Consider the following 17,648-nt stretch of genomic DNA (forward strand, 5'->3'; position numbering starts at 1 on the left):
AATCACCACCATGAGGTCTCAAACTCATATTTGGTGGTGAACTGAACAGGGTTGAGACTACCGGGATCACCGTCCGGCCAGCCTTACGGCTGCCCCATCCAGCTCACCATGGAAGTGTAGCTAGATTGCGACATAAAAAAACACGCTCGCGGCGTGTCAGTTTGTCGCGGTGAATCTCGGCGGGGTCTCAAACCCGGCACCTGAATTTGCAGATGCAGCTTGACTATAGCGCATGGGTTCTCCTTGCGTCAATAACCGCCGTTCAGTGGCAGAAACAGTGATGTTCCGCATCAAAACTCTGTTGGGTGGCCACCTGAGCCTGCGTGACTATGAGGCTCAGGTAGGTGAAGCAATGGCGATGGTCAAAGCGCTGAACCGTATGACGTTGTTGGGTATGCCACACAGCGTCAGGATCGGATAACAGGTGTAGCAGAGGGAGCCATCCTGTCGGCTAATTCTGATTTATTCAACAAAGCCCTAGGCAATTAAGGGACGCCGCCTAGAGTTAACAACATTTTAATCCAAAATAGGCATGCCATGATAGCATTATTCCCTGTGATTCATAAAATCTGTGGCGAGCTCTGCTAATTAACCTCAACATTTAATTTTATTAACAAATGGTAATATATATGTAATACTATTTTAATAATTACCAATTAATATGAAACCTCTGGATATGTTCGCCATTTATGGGGGTTTCATGTCAAGTATTAAAAAATCACTTATTACTTACCTAGTGTTTATGTGCTTAGGGGCTCTAAATCCTGTTTATGCACTTACTAACCAACAGTACAAGACACTTATATACGGCGCTGCTGCCGGGGGGGCTTGGGCTGGCTGGGGAACATTAAATTCAGTGTTAGCTTATGTTGCCAGAGGAGGTGGACCTTTAACTAGCGGTGATGGAGCAAATGTTATTGCAACCATCTGTGGTGCAAATGCAGCTGCTTGGTTGAGAGCATGGAGTCCACCGACGGACCCCATAAGTACAGCTAACGTCATACTTGCGGCAACTAAAGCGGGCGCAGTAACGGGTGTAGCCTCTACCTGTCGTTGGGTTAGTAATGCGTTTCTCGAACTTTACTACAATCAACAGCAGACATCGGCTAATCACTTACCAGCAAATACAAGAAGAAATCTTGCTCATGAGGGATATGAGCTAGATTTATTGCAAATAAAGCTTGCTGAAGCTATAGACAGAGCAGGCGGTTTTAAACGGACAATTGATAATCTTACCGCTACATATAAACACGAATGTACTGGTCTCTATAGCATACACTGCGTAAAGCAGGCGCAAGAAATTCTGCGTTATTCAGACATGCTAAAAGCAGCACAATTAAATGTTAGACAAATAGCATGGGATATCGCTAATGTCGCTGAACATGTTGCAAATGAGGAGCATGTTACTATTGCCCTTGGCAAGAAGAAGAGTCCACGGCCAAGTTAAATACTTATCTGTATTAGTCGTGACTTGAGCTGACACTGGACCTTGAAAGGTTGAGAGTTACCGGTTTTGATATGGGTGTGCAATCCTTAAACAAAACACGAGCTAACTCTCATGCTTCATACGGCTTTGTTAAATAAATCAAACTATTAGGAGATTGGCGCATCTGATCGCTATATCCTTTTCAATATAGCTATGACCACTAATAAATAGACGTTTCTTTAAGGGGCTGTCCATAGCATTTTCTAATATAATCAATGTATAGCGCCATGCATTAAAAATAATTTTGACTATTTATTAATGGGTAGCGCTTTACCTTGTGCAACGGCGGCGCGGTGCAAATCGTTAAGGCAGTAAAGCCCAAAAGCGTCCTGACGGACGACCGTATTTTCAATGACAACTAATTTAGACATAACGATTTCTCCATAATTAAACGGATGTGGTTATCAGAGGGCTAACGGGTAAAATTTTGCAGATTGGCGGTCAGATCGCTTACACTTGGCTTAACACAGGAGGATCCCTATGGGCCAAGTTGCATTTGATACTCAAGAGTTCGTTGAAACGCTGGAAAACGCCGGATTGCCGAAAGACCAGGCTAAGGCGATATCTCTTGTTGTGCGAAAATCACACGAGGTAGCAGATCTTGCAACAAAGCGCGATCTCGACGATGTGCGCAAAGACCTGTCCGCTGATATCGCCGAGGTGAAGCGTGAGATAGCCGATGTCCGTAAGGATATTGACGCTCGCTTCGAGAAGAACGAAGCTCAGATGCAGGCACGCTTCGAGAAAACTGAAGCTCAGATAGCAGATGTCCGTAAGGATATGACTGCCGGTTTTGATAAACTTGGCATGCAGATGACCATCCGGCTTGGTCTAATGGTCGCCGCTGCCGTGAGCATCATTGCTGCCATTCTCAAAATGTGACGGTGCACTATATCCCTTGGGTCAGGCGGAACGTGATTGTGTAGCCGTCCGACGACGTGCAGGTACTCATGCCGCCACCTTGGCTAAATTTCTAATAACCTCAAGCTCTCTTTCAAGTTCAGCCAGGAACTGCGTTAACGCTTCTTCTATTTCAGCAACACGTTTATCGTCCTGATGAATTCTCAACTGGTAATAGGCAAGGTCTGGCGGTAGCCTGTCGTCATAGCTGACAAAATCACACCATTTCTTGCCCGTACACATCATTTGGGCGTGCATTTGGAGCAGATATTGCTGTTTGGGTTTGCCTGTCTTGATGGTCTCTAAATGCGTCCATGTATTGGGGCACTTGATTTCAATCAGACCATCATCCCCCACAAGACCATCAGGTGATGCGCCAAATCCTGCGATATCGGGGTGAAGAATAAACCCGACTTCCGTCACTTCCGCATCGAACTGGTTAAGCAGGTACATTTCCCGCGCCACCGGTTCAAGTTCAGTACCCCGCTGCATGGCGGCGCTGGCATAACCTCCTTCGAGTTTTCCGGTCAGGCGCTGGCAGATAAGCTCTGCCATGTAGTTCTGGCGGCAGGCGGAATAGCCCGATTTGGTTTTCGCCATCACGTCAGACAGGCGACTGGCGGTCACGTTGCCGCACCGGGCGGCAAACCATTCATCACTGCGCTGTTGCATGATCCACCTCACTGTATTCTGCGTCGACGGGAATGCTTTCCTTGATGCGCTCCTTCTCTGCATTGCCGATAATCTGGCGCTCTTCCTGAGAGAGGCGCTTCCACGTTTCAGCGAAGACTTCCATGCTCAGTTGCGCCGCCTCTTCGCATCTGGCGATCAGGGCGGGGCGACGTTCGTCGGTTTCCTTTCCGACGAGAACACTTGCTGGCGTGCTTTCAATAATCCGCTCTGCCTCGTCGCTGTCGTAAATGCCAGCAAACCCAAATGCCATTCGAGCGCACTGAATAAGTGACTTGTGGCGTAGCATACGGGTGGGGTGTGACTGCCACGGCTGGGTATTACGCTTACACTCGCCCATGTATTCGGTAACGACAGTCGGGTGCTTGCGGTCTTTACGGTAAATCTTGCAGGTGCAAGCGCCTTCGTTTTTGTCATACTCGAATTCCATGCCATCGAATTGCGGATGTTCGTTAATGATCCGCGCCCAGCCGTCAACGCCGACGACGGGAACTATGCCACCCTTATCCGGGAAGGCATAAATTTCTTTTGTCCAGGGGTTTAGACCGTACTGGTTGGCGACAATGAGCAGGGCGGTAAATTGCTCATCATTGACGCCCCCGCCCTTAAACGCGGTGTTCTTAAGCGTGTTCATTAAATCAGTGCCGGGATCCATGCCAAGGCGTTCAGCCAGTTTTCCAGCCATGGTTGCTAATGCCGTGTTCATGCTGCATCCTCCCCGCATTTCATTCTCAGCCACAACTCCATCGCGTATTCGTATTTTGCGAGCAGCTGAATAAATCCATCCGTGAATGTCTCAAGGGCTATTTGCTGGTCAGGGTCATTGGCCAGAATGTCAACCACGCTTTCGTCAACGCCAGTCATCCTGCGAATGGCATTAAAAATGTCATCTTGCTTTACTCGTGTATCAGCAAACGCGTAATAGGTATTAACTACATCCAAATCGGCATCGGAGAATGTCGAGATAATTTTCTCTATCTCGCGTTTTCCTGATTCGCTTATTTTCATGGTGTTCCCTTTTGATTAACGGTTGCAATAAGCTGTTCGAATAACCGTTGCAGCCAGCTTTTCTTTTTGACACTCTGACCCGTGACGATATTTGAGCGGTGATGTTCGATTGACCGAATCGGGTCAAATGTAATTTCAGGACGCACGATGGGTGCGCCCGCGATAGCAAGTTCCATCGTGGCTTTCCTTAATTTAAATTGATGTATTAATGATGCCGAGGAATATCGGCGCGGGTATAAAGAGGCAGTTCAGTGTTATATATTATTAGTGTGATGTTGATTGCGGCGATAAGCGGATGATGGGAATGCTGAAAGTGTTTCAGTCATACACTGGCGTTAATTTTTTCACTTGCTTTTTGAGCCACTTATTTTCTTCCGTCAGATAGAAAATAGTTGACTTGTATACTCTTGTCTCATTGTCATCACAAGGGAGGATGTCAATGCTCATCAAATAACGTGAATCATTAATATTATTGCTGCCGTTGGTGACAGCGACCATGTCACCGAAATTAGGGTGATTGAAGGTCGTGATATGAGGTTTATTAAGTTGCATCATTCAATCCTCCGTTGGCTCGTCACAATTATAGCAACGGCTGGTGAGGTGTAATTGCTGCTCCCGATAATGGGTAATGAGATGTTGGCGAAAGGCTTCTTCGTTTTGGCTGGCTATATCTACATTATCTGCCATAACGCTATTTCATGCTCCTCAATCATTTAATAATTTCCGGGTATTGTCCGTGAGTTGTGCTTGATATTTCTCAACCATCCTCGCGGCATAAGCGAGTGCGTGCTCACGGTCGGAGAAGTCGCCAATGGTCTGTAGCAAGCCGTCGCCGCCACGGATGTAAACACTAAAGAAATCAGGATTATCATTCTCTTGTATGAGATAACCACAGTCGTCTACAACGCCCGACAGGATGATTTGAGTCACAATCGTCCCTGGCTCTATCAGGTGGTCGAATTCGTCAATGAGCTTTTGCATGGTGGCCTCTGTGTTAAGGCCTGCTTTGGTGACCCTCTCAGGCGGCGAGGGTTCCTGCATTCCCCAATGCAAAGGAATCGGTTAAAATATGCTTACCCCAATGCAATAGAAGGACAAGCAGATGTCTAAAAAGCAAACGGTCACACCTACCGAAAGGCTGGCCTATGACCATTTACCCGAAAAGAATGTAAGACCCGAGCCACAACCTAAGGCTCCGCCGCCACCGCCACCGAAGAAAACCGGAGGCTGACAACCATAAGGAATCGCTATGAGCCGAGATGAAATTAAAGACCACATCCTTTATGGATATTATCTAGAACAGTTGTACTCCACCGCGACGGGACGGATTGACCGACTCTTTTCGGTGTTAACGTTGATTTTCGGCTCAGCGATAGTGCTAAAAGCGAACCCATTTCTCTTCGGGGTGATGATCGTGATCATTTCAGCGGTGCAATCGACTTACCAATTTGGCAAGCAGTCCGCAGGAGCCGCGAAACAATCCTTTGAGTATCTTCGATTATTCACAAATGAAGCCCGGTTCAGTGATGCAGACCTGAAAGCAAAACTTATTGAACTTGATAGTGCCGATAACAACATCTGGTCCTGTCTGAAGCCTATAGCATTGCGGAAAACGCAAATAAAAATTGATCTGCCTGTTGAAAATCAAGAAAAGCTTTCCAGGCTATCAATGTTGTTACGGTTACTTTGTGGGTAATCAGTGCTGCCAAGTTAATACGTCTGCCTTGCTTTGGCGGTAATGCCATACTCGGTTTTCGGCTTGCTGTACCAGATGCGATGGTTAAGACGCTTAACCCTGTCGTACATTTCGGCGAAACGATTAATTTTCTCTCTGAACTTAGCCAGTAAATTGAAATTAATCCTTGGCGCACGTTTGCGCTTGAAGGCTAATTCAATGCGGTTAAGCGCTTTGCGTCTTTCTGGCTTCTGACCTAAAGCTTTATCAATACGGGATGATACCAGTTCACGCCGGATGGCTTCTGCCTTGCGTCTGGCATGACGGCGAATAGCGGCGTTTGTTTTGCTAACACAATTAACAGGATTAACGGATTTACGGTAAATGATAGTAGCCATGCTCCCCTCCAATAGATGGTTTTGGTGGTGTGGTGAGCCAGTGGTGGCCCTGGTGTTGGCTATAATTTTTATTCAGCCCACCACACCCCAAAAACATCTGGGTAAAGGTTCGCCACGTTGTCGGTGGCTTCCGTAGAGCACGAGGCTCGTTTTGAAAGAGCGGTTAAAACAGAGCAGACTCATTAATCTGCTGTGGTTTAATGCCCGGTTTACTTCTCCACCTCAGGCGGCAGTGGTTCCCTCCTTTCCACAGGCTAGAGAATCTGATAATTTAGTGACTCCACAGGCAATCAAGAGCAATTATTGTTATGGCATCCAACAAAGATACTTATGTTGATTTTTTGGAAACTGCGGTAAAAGCAGCAGCTCAAATTAATATCCCATTAATTGCAATATCATATATTGATGGTAGTAATAACATTACACAGCCCGCTTTAGCGATGATCGATTCTGTGCGTAATCATGTTCCAGATACAAAATTCACCTCTGTCGATATCGAAGATACACGCTCAGAAATTATCTCATTGATTAAAAAAATATTTCTCTTCCGCGAAAAACGGGGTTTCAGACTGAAGTAAAAATGTAGATTTCATTTCAATAATTCGTATCGTTTTAAGAAACACGTCCGGATCACCTGATACGTATAGCGTTATTTTCTTAGTTTTGGGGCATGTGGAGAAAAACGCTTTTTCTATCATGTGCCCTGTTTCATCTGCTTGCTCACAGGCTGCCATGATAAGGTGGCATCCTGGCGTAAAGCTGTTAGCATCACGCATCACATTGTTCTTCCAATTCAAGTAATCTTGGTTATTCCCTCGAATCTGCATGATTTTCATCTCTCATCCTCTCTCGTTAGCTATCCCAACCGCCGTCATGTTCCTGTGCCTCGGGCTGGCTACTTACGCTCAGGCAATCGGCGGGTAACTCGAGGTCTTGCCTGCCGGGGTATTGCCGTTGCGGGTTGGTGTTCCACCGTCTGGCCGGAGGCTGTCTGGTGGGTCTCTGAGAAACATAATGTATCTTAAGGGTACATTTGTCAAGCATAAAAAAACCCGCACTTGCGGGCTCTTATCAAGATTTTTTCTTATTTAAGCTAACGTCTTGTTTTTCCAGAAAAAATAACAGTACCTATTATTGAGCAACGACTATTTACTTGTATATACTGTTCTGGCCAGTTTTTATTTAGTGCCTTCAAATATTTTTTGCCACTATCTTCAATAAGTCTCTTAAATGTAGCTTCCCCCGAGTCAGGCAACAAAGCTATTACATCATCACCATGACTGGCTTCAACTTGTGGATCAACAAAAATCATCTCGCCTGGCGAGTATTCTTCTATCATCGAGTCACCAACAACTCTTAAAATGTAAGTCATTTCGCTACAAGGAACAGGGCATGGATACTGTTGCAAAAAATTATCATCCTTCTCTGGATCTTGAATAGAAGTCCAAGATCCCGACTGAACCCAAGAGATAAGGGGAACCATTCGTATTTCAAGATTAGTTTCAGATATATTATTTATATTAACAGCATTACTTACTTGGTGTTCACTGTCTAGCCAACCGACAGCTAAAGAGAAGCATTTTTCGATATGGCGAGCTAAGTCATCCCCAATCTTTTTTGTCGGATTTTTCCCAATGATACGGCTGACCTGTGTTGACTCACGATCAATAAAAGTAGCGAAAGAGTTATTACCTCCTACGCTATCACGAAGCTTTCTGGCGTTATCTCGCCTGATTTCATCATTAGTTTTCATTGCGTCCAATGCTATCTAAATGTATCAATTGGGTACAAGTGTCTTGCGTGTTCATTTTGAATGTGTATAATGTATCTAGGAGGTACTAATGAAAGCGTTTTGGGATAAGTTAACAGCAGCAGAACAATATGAGCTTGCTCATAAAGTTGGTAGTAGCCGTGGATACTTACGACTAATTTTTAATGGTTACAAAAAGGTGGGTTTTTCTCTTGCCAGAAGTTTGGAAGAGGCAACCGATGGTGCTGTAACCAAAGCTCAATTACGTCCTGATATTTATGGAAATACAGTGGGTGTACCACAGAAATCTGAATATTATCAATTTTTATCGGCTTCAGAAGCCTAACCAGTAGCACCGCTCTTCACAACGGACACTCGTCCTACGGAAGCCACCGACAACGTGGCGAACTCAACATCCCACAGTAACACACTCACTGTGACTGCCTCACGGCTTCGTCACGTCTGTTGATTACCTAATTACACCACAGGTGCCGTGTATCTACATGTGCATCCGATAACCTATTCTTTCAACAAGGAAAGTATCACAAATGGAACGTGCAAAAACACGCAAAAATTCTGCGGTTGAGTTCATTAGCCGTCACCTCGTTACAACAGCATATCAGGCGATTGCCCGGGTACGCCAGACCAACATCGCAAAAATGCTGGGTGTCGCCGATTCAACCGTCCTGCGCCGCTCAGAGAAGCTCACCGAGACGATGGATATCTTAGCCGCCAGTGGTGTGCAGGATTTTGTCTTCGAGGGCGAGAAGAAGATGCCGCTGGATGAATACCGCTATCTGCTTCGTTCAGCGATGGAGTTCGCGAAGTATCAACTGGAAGCGGCTGAATCTGTATCAGGCGACGAATGCCTTGCTGCATAGGAGGAGAATATGATGCAAGCACAAAAGAAAAAGCCGGTCAGTGCGCGAACACTTTTCCGGCTTAAAACTGCAATAACTCATTAATTTCAGGAGAAATTATGGCACTAAACCGCCGGAATTTCAAGCAAAAGGGCGCCTGTCGACCTCATCCTGAACCCCAAACACTGATGCCGGAGGATGCGGCGAAGAAATTCGCCGAACTCTTCCGCCTGCAACAACAACTTTACCTGGCTCAGCATGAGTCCGAGGAGAAACGCAAATGAGCACAAGCCGTTTACTTATCCACGAAAATCCGTTGCAGGTACTCCCGTCTCTGGCCTGCACCATTGGCCTGAATGAAGCGATGGTACTGCAACAAATCCATTACTGGCTGGGCAACTCTCGTCACGTTCATAACGGCCGTAAGTGGGTCTATAACAGCGTTGCTGAATGGCAAACTCAATTTCCATTTTGGAGTGAAACTACCGTTAAACGTGCGCTTACCAGCCTGGAAAAGCAAGGGCTACTGCTTACGGCGAATTATAACAAAGACCAGCGCGATCGGAGCAAATGGTACAGCATCAACTATGACGCGCTGAAATCTCTGGAGGTTAAAAATGTGGACGATGCATCAGGTCAAATTGACCCAAATGCATCAGGTCAAATTGACCAAATGCAAATGGTAAGTTTGACCCAATGTATAGATAAGGATACAGAGACTACTACAGAGATTACTACAGAGATTAAAAACAAAACCCCCTTACCCCTTACCGACAAGAAAAACAAATTTGACCCGCTAACCGAAAAACCGTCGAACGTGTCGGCAGAGGTTTGGGCCGATTGGGTGGAGCACCGGAAAGAAATTCGTCACCCACTCACCCCGACCACCTGCAAGCGCATCAGGTCGATGCTGGAGAACCATGTCAACCCCGATGCGGTGATTGGCTTGTCCATCGAGCGCGGTTGGCAGGGCTTGTTCCCCGAAAAAATCACCGAGCCAGCCAATACCACGCCCGCGTTCGATGCCTCCCGGTTGACCGAAGAGCAGCGGCGTGAACTGGCACTGTATGAACTTCTTGAGGGGCGATGAAATCATGGCTGAAACCGGTTTTGATTGCCGGTTACTGCCACGGGGTTATGCCGATATCGGCAGTGACGCTGGGCTTTAAGATTTTTCGATTGGAGGCAGTATGACTATCCAGGAATTATCCGGCCTGTTGTGGCAGCGGGTGGAGCAGGTGGTGGCTCACTTACTCCCCAACGGTCGGCGCGTCAATGGGGAATGGGTTGTCGGTGATTTGGACGGCAACAAGGGGCAATCGCTCAAGGTCAATCTCACCGGCAAGCAGGTCTGGTGTGAGTTCAACGGCGGACAGGGTGGCGACTTGCTGGACTTGTGGGTAGCGGTGTGCGGTATCCAACTCCATCAGGCCATGCAGGAGGCCAAAGTGTTTCTGGGTGTCAAGGACGAGAGCAATGAGTTCCTGCCGAAACAGCCAAAAATCTTCAAGAAGCCTGAGCGCAAGGGCGTCAAAGGCTCCCGCGACTGTTTCGCGTATTTGGCCTCAAGGGGGATCTCCCACGAGACGGCACAAGCGTTCAAAGTGACCGACGCGGTGATATTCAACCACGAGACCAAGCAGGAAGTCCCTGCCATCGCCTTCCCCTACCTGCGCGACGGTGAGTTGAAACAAATCAAGCGGTTGGGGATTGAGCGTCATGACGGTAAAAAAATCATCATGGCGGAGTCTGATTGTGAACCCTGTCTGTTTGGCTGGCAGGCCATCAACCCCAAAGAGCGCAATCTGGTGGTGATTTGTGAAGGCGAAATTGACGCGATGAGCCTCCACCAGTACGGCCTCCCGGCACTGTCGGTTCCCTTCGGTGGAGGGACGGGGGCCAAGCAGCAGTGGATTGAGCATGAGTACGAAAATCTATCACGTTTCGGAGAGATATTCCTGTGCATGGACATGGACGCCGCCGGGCAATCCGCCGCCAAGGAAATTGCTACCCGGCTGGGTATTCATCGTTGCAGCTTCGTGAAGTTACCCCACAAGGACGCTAACGAATGCCTGGTCAATAATATTTCCGTGGAGCAGTTTCAACGCCTCTTCATGAACGCTGAGACGTTCGACCCCACAGAACTCAAACGGGCGGGCGAATTCCGTCAGGAAGTCCATGCGGCTTTTTTTTCACCCGCTCCCGGTCTGTTCACCAGTCCGTGGCCCACGCTGGAGCAGAATTTCAGATTCAGGACGCACGAACTGACCTTGGTCAACGGCGTTAACGGTCACGGCAAATCGCAGTTTGTGGGGCATCTGTCGCTTGAGGCGACGTACCAGGGGGTGTCTGCCTGCATCGCCTCGATGGAGCTACGGCCTGCTATCCTGCTGAAACGGATGATTCGACAAGCCGTATCTACGGGGGATACCTCACCGGAGGATGTAGACCGGATGATGGACCTGCTCGATGCGCGGATGTGGTTGTTCAACGTGACGGGTAAAGCCAAGGGAGAACGGATTTTGTCCGTGTTCAAATATGCGCACAAGCGCTATGGCGTCAAGCTGTTTGTCGTGGACTCGCTGATGATGTGCGGACTTAATGAGGACGACTACAACGGCCAGAAGGCGTTTATGGAAGCGCTATGCGAGTTCAAGCTGACTTATCCGGTGCATGTGCTGTTGGTCACTCATCCTCGAAAAGGGGAGAACGAAGAAAAACCGGTCGGCAAAATGGATGTCAAGGGAAGCGGCGCTATCACGGATTTGACCGATAACCTGCTCACCGTCTGGCGCAACAAGGCGCGTGAAGCCGTGGTAGAGAAAGCGAGGAAGTTTGGCAACGAGGTTTTATCGGAAAAAGAGCAAAAGCTACTGGAAGCGCCTGGAACGCTGTTATTGCTCGACAAGCAGCGTAACGGCGAGGGCTGGATGGGAAAAATTCCCTTGGTGTTCAACCTGCTGAGTAATCAGTTTCTGGCCGACAGAAAGAGCATTCCGTTTAACTACGCACGGGGGGAGTCACAAAGCACGGTGATATCTGAAATGCGCCGTATGGCGGTTTAACGCAAACAGCGAGGGAAATACGAATGACGGCATATCTAACAGAATGCATCGTGGGGCTGCTGGCAATGGCAGCCCTTTTTGTTTGGGTGGGTAAATTCAGAGGTGGGTGATGGAAAAAACATGCTTCCTGCTGCGTGATGAACGAATACGAAAAAACCTGAAAGCGTTTATTGATTCCCTGCCCACCGACTCACAACGCCCCCTCGAAATTACCATCAACGATGCTAAACGGACATTACCGCAGAACGACCTGTTCCATGCGTTATGCACCGATGTTTCGCGTCAGGTGGTGTGGGCCGATAAACCGCGCCCGCTGCTGGACTGGAAGGCGCTGTTTGTCTCGGGACATGCCATCGCTACCGGCAGGCCGGCGGAGGTAGTCACAGGACTGGAGGGGGAGTTTTGCAGCCTCCGCGAGAGCACAGCTCAGATGGGCGTAAAGCGCATGAACAGTTTAATCGAATATACCCAGTCGTGGGCGGTCGGCAACGGCGTCAGGCTGCGCAAGGTGCGTTATTCAGGGGATTATTTTGGGAGAGTCCGATGACACTAAAATCACACACCAGACCAGAGCACAAGGACACATGGCGAACCCCGCCCGAGGTCTTCCAGGCGCTGGATGCGGAGTTTGGCTTCTACCTCGATGCCGCCGCTGACCACGACAATACCCTGTGCCGTCTGTATCTGACGCAAGAGGATGATGCCCTTTCCTGTGATTGGAGTAGCAACGGAGCCATCTTCTGCAATCCCCCGTACAGCACTATCCTCCCCTGGGTTGATAAAGCTGCTGAGCAGAGCCGCAAGCAGAATAAAACGGTCGTTATGCTGCTGCCTGCTGATACCTCGACGGGATGGTTCGCACAGGCACGGAAAACGGTTGATGAGGTGCGTTTCATCACCGAAGGACGATTGTCGTTTATTAGCGCCGAAACGGGCAAAAAAGGCAAGGCGGGTAACAGCAAGGGCAGCGTGTTGTTCATCTGGCGACCGTGGCGTGCAACCCCAAAAGGGATGACCACGGTAAGCAAACACGCGCTGATTAACAGGATGTGGGGGTGATATGGCACTAAAACGCGATAAGCATGATGCGGTATTTTCTGAGCTTGTACGTGAGAGAACCAACTGGTGTTGCGATTACTGCGGTAACTATTTTCATCATGACCACGGTAATCTCCATTGCTCCCACTTCAAGTCCCGCCGACACAAGGCGACACGCTACCATCCCTTCAATGCCTTCGCACACTGCGCTGGCTGCCACCGTAAATTGGGTGAAGACCCGTATGAGTTCACGATGCACGCCAACATCACTTATGGGGAGATGGTCATTGACCGCGTGGCGCATCTGGCAGCAGTGCCGGTGCGGTTAAAGCCGTGGCAGATGAATGAGATTTATCAGCACATGAAAACTGAGCTCAAGCGACTGCGGGAATTACGGGCTGGCGGCAACATCTGGCGAATCGAGTTCACCCTACCGGATTGGTATCAGGAGGGCATTATAGCCAAGCGACTTAATTTTGATTACACCATATGGACTGAGAACAAACTCTCTGTATCGCAACCCATCTCTCTTTTTTTGCTTTTTGCTTGTGCCCATTTATGCTCAATTGGGTTAAGATCTGGCGAATATGTAGGCAAATACTCCACCATATACCCTGCATCGATGATGACTTGTTGAATATTATGTTTTTTGTGAAAAGTGGCATTGTCCATCATGATTACACTGTTTTTAGGGAGTACTGGGATAAGGACTTGTGTGACCCAGGCATAGAAAACATCGCTGTTAATATTGATATCAAATAATCCGATAGCAAACAGCGTTGTGCCTAATAAAGCGCCGATAACATTTGTTCTTCCCCTAGCTCCCCAGTTCTTCAGGCCAAAACACCGTTGACCTTTTGGGGAATAGCCGTGAGTCCGTGGGACATCGTGTGAAAAACCACTTTCATCAATAAAAACAATAGGTTTACCTTCTTTTTCATACTGTTGTTTTTTTTGTTGAAATCCCTGCCGGGCGTTTTCGTCGGCTTTCGGATGACGTATAGCCAAGCGACATTATTTTGATAACAGCCAGCTATGCTTCTTTGCCGCATATCAGGGCATAGGATGTAATCATTTTTAAGTCGGTTGGCTATACCTATCGCATGGGGGCAGCGGCATGAGACAGCGTGTGCAACTCACGGCGCAAGATATCCCGCTTATCCGGGCGCTACTGGACTCCGGTATGCCGGTGGCTGAGGTGGCGAGGAAATTCGAGACCAGCAAGCAGCATATCTACAGCATCAGGAACGGCAAAAACTGGGGGGCGGTGAAATGAGAGATATTCGATACCTGTTGACGGCATGGGGAAACTGGAGTGGCTCACGTATTGGCACCGAGTACAAGGCAGCATGGCCCCTCGTCACGGCCAGCAGCGATATCCGGCCCATGCTGTCTGATGCCGACGGTGAGATAGTTGACCGGGCGGTAGGGCGGCTCAAGCACTTCGACCCGCTGGGCTACGATATCGTGGTGGCGTATTACAAGGGGAAAGTGTCGTGCCAGATGATAGGTGAAGCACTGCAACCACATCGCCATCGCACTTATGTGAGCAAGGTGCTCGAAAGGGCCGAAGCCTACATTGCAGGCCGCGTGGCTGAACTTTTGGAGGCGGCTTGACAATACATGCAGCTATCGGGATACTGGCCGAACTGAATTTAGTAAGCGGCCAACCGCACCCGATAGCTTTGCGGCTTTTTTATGCCCGTAAAACGGCGTAAACACATCCGAAGGCCGGGTGGAGAGGCGTAATACAATACCCGCAAGGGGAATATGCCCAGAGTTGCTTACTAGACTCAGTTGACGCCCGGCTACCAGCTACTAACTGGTAATCAAAACTAAACTAGTAAGGAGGCTTTATGCCAAGTCATTTCGATTTAACATTCCAAGATTCTTACAAAATTCGCATCATAATCATTGATGACCAGCCTTGGTTCGTTGCTTCTGATGTTTGCGGCGCCCTTTCCATCGTTAATACTGCGCGTGCTTTGAGCCGCCTAGATGAGGATGAAAAGGATATTCATAATATGAATACCCCTGGCGGAGAGCAGAAACTAAGCACAATAAATGAGTCAGGGTTATATTCGTTAATACTCACGAGTCGTAAAGCTGAAGCTAGGAAATTCAAAAAATGGGTGACTAGTGAGGTGTTGCCAACTATTCGTAAAACCGGCAAGTATGAGCACCCTACTCATAAGCCTGAAGCACGAGAGCCACTAACCGCCGACGATACATCTCATCTTGCGCGGCTCATCTGGGGCATGTCTAACGGCTTCCGATTCGAGCGCTCGTGGAGCAATGCCATCTGGCATGCACTACGTTATGCAGTAGGCGTGTCTTCCCCACAGCATTTTGGTGTCAGTCATATTCCGATACTCGCAGAAGAGTGCCAACGAATTTACAGTTTCACCAATGCGCTGAAAGAGGTTATGTACGACGCTGAAAAGCAGGCTGTCCGGCGAGTTCTCAAGAATCGTGAGGATGCGGAGGCAGTGGTATCAGAGATGAAGCAACTACTTGATGAAACCAATCAATCGCACAATCTGTTACTGACGAATACATTAGCACGATGGCAACAGGCGGATATCCAGCGCTTTCTACAACGCCATTAACGACGCTTGACGTTAAATAACTGATCAAACGATCAGTTAAATGCTTGACGTGAGCACCTGAGCTACATATAATCTGTCCATGCTGCGGCAAAAGCGCGCAGGACATGAAGCCTCAACACCTCTGGTGGTTGGGGCTTCTGACTATTGACAGCGCATGATTGCTGAATAAAATTATTGCGTCGCACATCTGCTTGTTGTCCCGTCCCTATCAGTTTGGCTCAGATGTGCGATAAGGCCCCGGTTAATCACCGGGGCTTTTTCATTTTAATCTGAAAAAGTGAGTGGTTAAAGGTGAGGTACGTTATCATGCTAATTCCGTTTAAAAATTGTCTGGTGGGTGGCATGGAGACGACATTCAATGATCTGAAAGAAAAGCACCTGAAATTAATTGAGACTCAGTGGTGTCTACGGGAGCACTTGCAGGATAAAGCGGGTGATTTATTGCGAGAATATGCCGAATCGCTATCTCTTCCTGCCACCTCGTGGACTGACTCTCAGGGGAAAGCGCATCCTTATGTTGAAACAGGTGTGTGGTCCTCGCCTGGCAAATTTGAGGCAACGCCTCTCCTTCGTTTGCAGATGGACGCCAATTACAGCCTTAATTTTGTGATTGCGACAACGCTGGATGATTCACCGATGACCGGTGGTTACAGGCATGGTGTTAGCGTTTCCCTTCGATATGAGCATGTGGCCCTTTATGCATTCATTGGTTCGGGTGATGACACCGTGCAGTTGCAGGTTTCACCAAAGCCGGGTGGATTCTTCGAAGTGTGCGCCGCAATTAAACAGCTCATCACTATTTCTATCGACAGAGCGACACCTGCTGCTGTGCTTGTCTGATTCATAATTTATTCTGCATAGAAGCCCGCCATCAGTGCGGGTTTTTTCGTTTTTAAGCTCCGGCGTTTGTCGGGGTTTTTTATTCCTAATTAAACCACACAGCGCCCACTTAGCGGGTGAGGCTATGACACGAATGAGCACTCTCTACAGCAAGCTTTCATATGGAAGCGGGACGGGCTTAATGGGCCTTGGTGCATCAGCCAGAGCCTACGCCGCATCAACTAAAGAGAGCGTATGGTTGCTTGCAAACAAAATGGCCGGGTTAACGCTCGGTGACTGGGCGATCATCGTCGGTATGCTCTGCACAATAGGCACCTTTGCTATCAACTGGTACTACCGCAGGAAGGAATACCAACTGAGGGAAAGAGGCGGTGCATGATGTCAAAAGCAAGCAAACTCAGTGCGGTAATGTTGGCGCTAATCGCTGCCGGCGCGACTGCCCCCGTGATGATGGCGCACTTCCAGTCGGAAAAAGAGGGTATGCGTATAAACGCTTATCCGGACGGCGGGGGCATCTGGACGATTTGCGGTGGCGTGACACGGGTAGAGGGTAAGCCAGTCGTGAAGGGCATGAAGCTGACCGCTGAGCAGTGCGCAAAGATTGACGCCATTGAGCAGAAGAAGGCGCTCGATTGGGTGGACCGCAACGTTAAAGTGCCGCTCACTGAGATTCAGAAAGTCGGCATCGCTTCCTTCTGTCCGTGGAACATTGGACCCGGTAACTGCTTCCCTTCAACGTTCTACCGCAAATTGAATGCTGGTGACCTTATCGGTGCCTGTAAAGAGATAAAGCGTTGGATTTGGGACGGTGGGAAAGATTGCCGTATCCGCTCAAACAACTGTTACGGGCAGATAGAACGGCGTGACCAGGAGTCAGAGCTTTCGTGCTGGGGATTGGGCGCATGAGGCTATATTTCTACGCCGCTCTCGCTGCCCTTATTGCTGCATTGTCTTTCGGCGTCTACTACTACCACGACGCATACAGCAAAGCCGATAAAGATTTGAGCCTGGCGAAAGAGACAATCACCGACATGCAAACCCGTCAGCGTGATGTTGCGGCGCTTGATGCCAAATACACCGGAGAACTCGCAGATGCTAAAAGCAAGCTGGCTGATTTGCAGCGCTGTGTTGCTGCTGGCAAGTGCGGGCTGCGCGTCAATGTCATCAAGCAAACCACCGCCACCCCCAGCTTGGATGATGCAGCCAGCGCCCGAATTACTCCTGATGCTGAGCGGGATTATTTCCGTCTCAGAGCCGGAATCGAAACCATCACAAAGCAACTGACCGGCTTGCAGCAATACGTCCGCGAGCAGTGCTTGAAATAAACAG

At 48.6% G+C, this 17,648-nt stretch carries 30 protein-coding genes and 1 pseudogene; 18 read left to right on the forward strand and 13 right to left on the reverse strand.

The features are described 5' to 3' along the window. Positions 1–253: 253 nt before the first annotated feature. A pseudogene (locus ACQGXV_RS21475) lies at positions 254–421 on the forward strand (IS5/IS1182 family transposase); the annotation flags it as partial. A gap of 240 nt (positions 422–661) precedes the next feature. Then, on the forward strand, positions 662–1,447 hold the full coding sequence (locus ACQGXV_RS21480) for a hypothetical protein (protein ID WP_440863053.1): 786 nt from the start codon (positions 662–664) through the stop codon (positions 1,445–1,447). A gap of 287 nt (positions 1,448–1,734) precedes the next feature. Here the strand turns inward: ACQGXV_RS21480 and ACQGXV_RS21485 are convergent, their stop codons facing one another. Continuing rightward, a complete protein-coding gene (locus tag ACQGXV_RS21485; RefSeq protein ID WP_440863054.1) occupies positions 1,735–1,857 on the reverse strand; it encodes a hypothetical protein in 123 nt (40 codons plus the stop codon). A gap of 109 nt (positions 1,858–1,966) precedes the next feature. Here ACQGXV_RS21485 and ACQGXV_RS21490 point away from each other — a divergent pair, with 109 nt between their 5' ends. Then, the gene (locus ACQGXV_RS21490; RefSeq protein WP_440863055.1) at positions 1,967–2,368 is read left to right on the forward strand and encodes a coiled-coil domain-containing protein; all 402 of its coding nucleotides are present in this window, start codon (positions 1,967–1,969) and stop codon (positions 2,366–2,368) included. Between the two features lie 66 nt (positions 2,369–2,434). Here ACQGXV_RS21490 and ACQGXV_RS21495 read toward each other — a convergent pair whose 3' ends face one another. From ACQGXV_RS21495 to ACQGXV_RS21525, 7 genes are all read right to left on the reverse strand, one after another. After that, complete coding sequence (locus tag ACQGXV_RS21495; protein WP_440863056.1) at positions 2,435–3,058, reverse strand: lambda exonuclease family protein; 624 nt, start codon at positions 3,056–3,058, stop codon at positions 2,435–2,437. Then, positions 3,042–3,782 (reverse strand): phage recombination protein Bet, encoded by a 741-nt coding sequence (bet, locus tag ACQGXV_RS21500; RefSeq protein ID WP_440863057.1) that lies wholly within the window; start codon positions 3,780–3,782, stop codon positions 3,042–3,044. The genes ACQGXV_RS21495 and bet overlap by 17 nt, the downstream gene beginning before the upstream one ends. After that, a complete protein-coding gene (locus tag ACQGXV_RS21505) occupies positions 3,779–4,084 on the reverse strand; it encodes a hypothetical protein (RefSeq protein WP_440863058.1) in 306 nt (101 codons plus the stop codon). Before ACQGXV_RS21505 ends, bet begins: the two co-directional genes overlap by 4 nt. Next, positions 4,081–4,260, reverse strand: coding sequence for a hypothetical protein (locus ACQGXV_RS21510; RefSeq protein WP_440863059.1), 180 nt, complete (start codon positions 4,258–4,260; stop codon positions 4,081–4,083). The genes ACQGXV_RS21505 and ACQGXV_RS21510 overlap by 4 nt, the downstream gene beginning before the upstream one ends. A gap of 142 nt (positions 4,261–4,402) precedes the next feature. After that, entirely contained in the window at positions 4,403–4,639 is a 237-nt protein-coding gene (locus ACQGXV_RS21515) for a hypothetical protein (RefSeq protein WP_440863060.1), read from the reverse strand. Further along, positions 4,640–4,771 (reverse strand): hypothetical protein, encoded by a 132-nt coding sequence (locus tag ACQGXV_RS21520; RefSeq protein ID WP_440863061.1) that lies wholly within the window; start codon positions 4,769–4,771, stop codon positions 4,640–4,642. It lies immediately after the preceding gene. An 18-nt stretch (positions 4,772–4,789) separates the two neighbouring features. Further along, positions 4,790–5,065, reverse strand: a complete 276-nt coding sequence (locus ACQGXV_RS21525; protein ID WP_440863062.1) for a hypothetical protein — start codon at positions 5,063–5,065, stop codon at positions 4,790–4,792. Positions 5,066–5,333: 268 nt separating this feature from the next. Between ACQGXV_RS21525 and ACQGXV_RS21530 the strand changes: the two genes are divergently transcribed. After that, positions 5,334–5,780: a hypothetical protein gene (locus ACQGXV_RS21530; protein ID WP_440863037.1), complete on the forward strand. Its 447-nt coding sequence runs from the start codon at positions 5,334–5,336 to the stop codon at positions 5,778–5,780. Between the two features lie 14 nt (positions 5,781–5,794). Here the strand turns inward: ACQGXV_RS21530 and ACQGXV_RS21535 are convergent, their stop codons facing one another. The 3 genes from ACQGXV_RS21535 to ACQGXV_RS21545 form a co-directional block, all read right to left on the reverse strand. After that, positions 5,795–6,157, reverse strand: a complete 363-nt coding sequence (locus ACQGXV_RS21535; protein WP_440863063.1) for an antitermination protein — start codon at positions 6,155–6,157, stop codon at positions 5,795–5,797. Between the two features lie 521 nt (positions 6,158–6,678). Then, complete coding sequence (locus ACQGXV_RS21540) at positions 6,679–6,993, reverse strand: hypothetical protein (protein WP_440863064.1); 315 nt, start codon at positions 6,991–6,993, stop codon at positions 6,679–6,681. Between the two features lie 257 nt (positions 6,994–7,250). Beyond that, the gene (locus tag ACQGXV_RS21545) at positions 7,251–7,910 is read right to left on the reverse strand and encodes a LexA family protein (protein ID WP_440863065.1); all 660 of its coding nucleotides are present in this window, start codon (positions 7,908–7,910) and stop codon (positions 7,251–7,253) included. Positions 7,911–7,998: 88 nt separating this feature from the next. On the opposite strand from ACQGXV_RS21545, the gene ACQGXV_RS21550 reads away from it, so the two are divergent. From ACQGXV_RS21550 to ACQGXV_RS21580, 7 genes are all read left to right on the forward strand, one after another. Next, positions 7,999–8,253, forward strand: a complete 255-nt coding sequence (locus tag ACQGXV_RS21550; RefSeq protein ID WP_440863066.1) for a transcriptional regulator — start codon at positions 7,999–8,001, stop codon at positions 8,251–8,253. Between the two features lie 202 nt (positions 8,254–8,455). Then, positions 8,456–8,788 carry a hypothetical protein gene (locus ACQGXV_RS21555; RefSeq protein ID WP_440863042.1) on the forward strand — a complete coding sequence of 111 codons (333 nt, stop codon included), beginning with the start codon at positions 8,456–8,458 and terminating at the stop codon, positions 8,786–8,788. A gap of 98 nt (positions 8,789–8,886) precedes the next feature. Next, complete coding sequence (locus ACQGXV_RS21560; protein ID WP_440863043.1) at positions 8,887–9,051, forward strand: hypothetical protein; 165 nt, start codon at positions 8,887–8,889, stop codon at positions 9,049–9,051. Beyond that, a complete protein-coding gene (locus tag ACQGXV_RS21565; protein WP_440863067.1) occupies positions 9,048–9,857 on the forward strand; it encodes a hypothetical protein in 810 nt (269 codons plus the stop codon). Before ACQGXV_RS21560 ends, ACQGXV_RS21565 begins: the two co-directional genes overlap by 4 nt. A gap of 100 nt (positions 9,858–9,957) precedes the next feature. Beyond that, positions 9,958–11,832 carry a toprim domain-containing protein gene (locus ACQGXV_RS21570; protein WP_440863068.1) on the forward strand — a complete coding sequence of 625 codons (1,875 nt, stop codon included), beginning with the start codon at positions 9,958–9,960 and terminating at the stop codon, positions 11,830–11,832. A 109-nt stretch (positions 11,833–11,941) separates the two neighbouring features. Beyond that, the gene (locus tag ACQGXV_RS21575; RefSeq protein WP_440867544.1) at positions 11,942–12,379 is read left to right on the forward strand and encodes a recombination protein NinB; all 438 of its coding nucleotides are present in this window, start codon (positions 11,942–11,944) and stop codon (positions 12,377–12,379) included. After that, positions 12,376–12,891, forward strand: a complete 516-nt coding sequence (locus tag ACQGXV_RS21580; RefSeq protein WP_440863047.1) for a phage N-6-adenine-methyltransferase — start codon at positions 12,376–12,378, stop codon at positions 12,889–12,891. Before ACQGXV_RS21575 ends, ACQGXV_RS21580 begins: the two co-directional genes overlap by 4 nt. A 7-nt stretch (positions 12,892–12,898) precedes the next feature. On the opposite strand, the gene ACQGXV_RS21585 is transcribed toward ACQGXV_RS21580, so the two are convergent. Together ACQGXV_RS21585 and ACQGXV_RS21590 are read right to left on the reverse strand one after the other, a co-directional pair. After that, positions 12,899–13,174 (reverse strand): hypothetical protein, encoded by a 276-nt coding sequence (locus ACQGXV_RS21585; protein ID WP_440863069.1) that lies wholly within the window; start codon positions 13,172–13,174, stop codon positions 12,899–12,901. Positions 13,175–13,350: 176 nt separating this feature from the next. Beyond that, positions 13,351–13,878, reverse strand: coding sequence for an IS630 family transposase (locus tag ACQGXV_RS21590; protein WP_440863070.1), 528 nt, complete (start codon positions 13,876–13,878; stop codon positions 13,351–13,353). Between the two features lie 109 nt (positions 13,879–13,987). Here ACQGXV_RS21590 and ACQGXV_RS21595 point away from each other — a divergent pair, with 109 nt between their 5' ends. The 7 genes from ACQGXV_RS21595 to ACQGXV_RS21625 all read left to right on the forward strand — a co-directional run bounded on the left by ACQGXV_RS21595 (position 13,988) and on the right by ACQGXV_RS21625 (position 17,644). Beyond that, positions 13,988–14,146, forward strand: a complete 159-nt coding sequence (locus ACQGXV_RS21595; RefSeq protein ID WP_440863049.1) for a helix-turn-helix domain-containing protein — start codon at positions 13,988–13,990, stop codon at positions 14,144–14,146. Continuing rightward, positions 14,143–14,487: an antiterminator Q family protein gene (locus tag ACQGXV_RS21600; protein WP_440863071.1), complete on the forward strand. Its 345-nt coding sequence runs from the start codon at positions 14,143–14,145 to the stop codon at positions 14,485–14,487. The genes ACQGXV_RS21595 and ACQGXV_RS21600 overlap by 4 nt, the downstream gene beginning before the upstream one ends. Positions 14,488–14,726: 239 nt before the next feature. Further along, positions 14,727–15,479 (forward strand): BRO-N domain-containing protein, encoded by a 753-nt coding sequence (locus ACQGXV_RS21605; RefSeq protein ID WP_440863072.1) that lies wholly within the window; start codon positions 14,727–14,729, stop codon positions 15,477–15,479. A gap of 306 nt (positions 15,480–15,785) precedes the next feature. Beyond that, complete coding sequence (locus ACQGXV_RS21610) at positions 15,786–16,319, forward strand: hypothetical protein (protein WP_440863073.1); 534 nt, start codon at positions 15,786–15,788, stop codon at positions 16,317–16,319. A gap of 124 nt (positions 16,320–16,443) precedes the next feature. Continuing rightward, on the forward strand, positions 16,444–16,698 hold the full coding sequence (locus ACQGXV_RS21615) for a phage holin (protein WP_440863074.1): 255 nt from the start codon (positions 16,444–16,446) through the stop codon (positions 16,696–16,698). Beyond that, the gene (locus tag ACQGXV_RS21620) at positions 16,698–17,225 is read left to right on the forward strand and encodes a lysozyme (RefSeq protein ID WP_440867545.1); all 528 of its coding nucleotides are present in this window, start codon (positions 16,698–16,700) and stop codon (positions 17,223–17,225) included. The genes ACQGXV_RS21615 and ACQGXV_RS21620 overlap by 1 nt, the downstream gene beginning before the upstream one ends. Continuing rightward, positions 17,222–17,644, forward strand: coding sequence for a lysis protein (locus tag ACQGXV_RS21625; protein WP_440863075.1), 423 nt, complete (start codon positions 17,222–17,224; stop codon positions 17,642–17,644). Before ACQGXV_RS21620 ends, ACQGXV_RS21625 begins: the two co-directional genes overlap by 4 nt. The last annotated feature ends 4 nt before the right edge of the window (positions 17,645–17,648 follow it).

The organism is Symbiopectobacterium purcellii, from assembly GCF_052050035.1.
GTDB lineage: Bacteria > Pseudomonadota > Gammaproteobacteria > Enterobacterales > Enterobacteriaceae > Symbiopectobacterium > Symbiopectobacterium purcellii_A.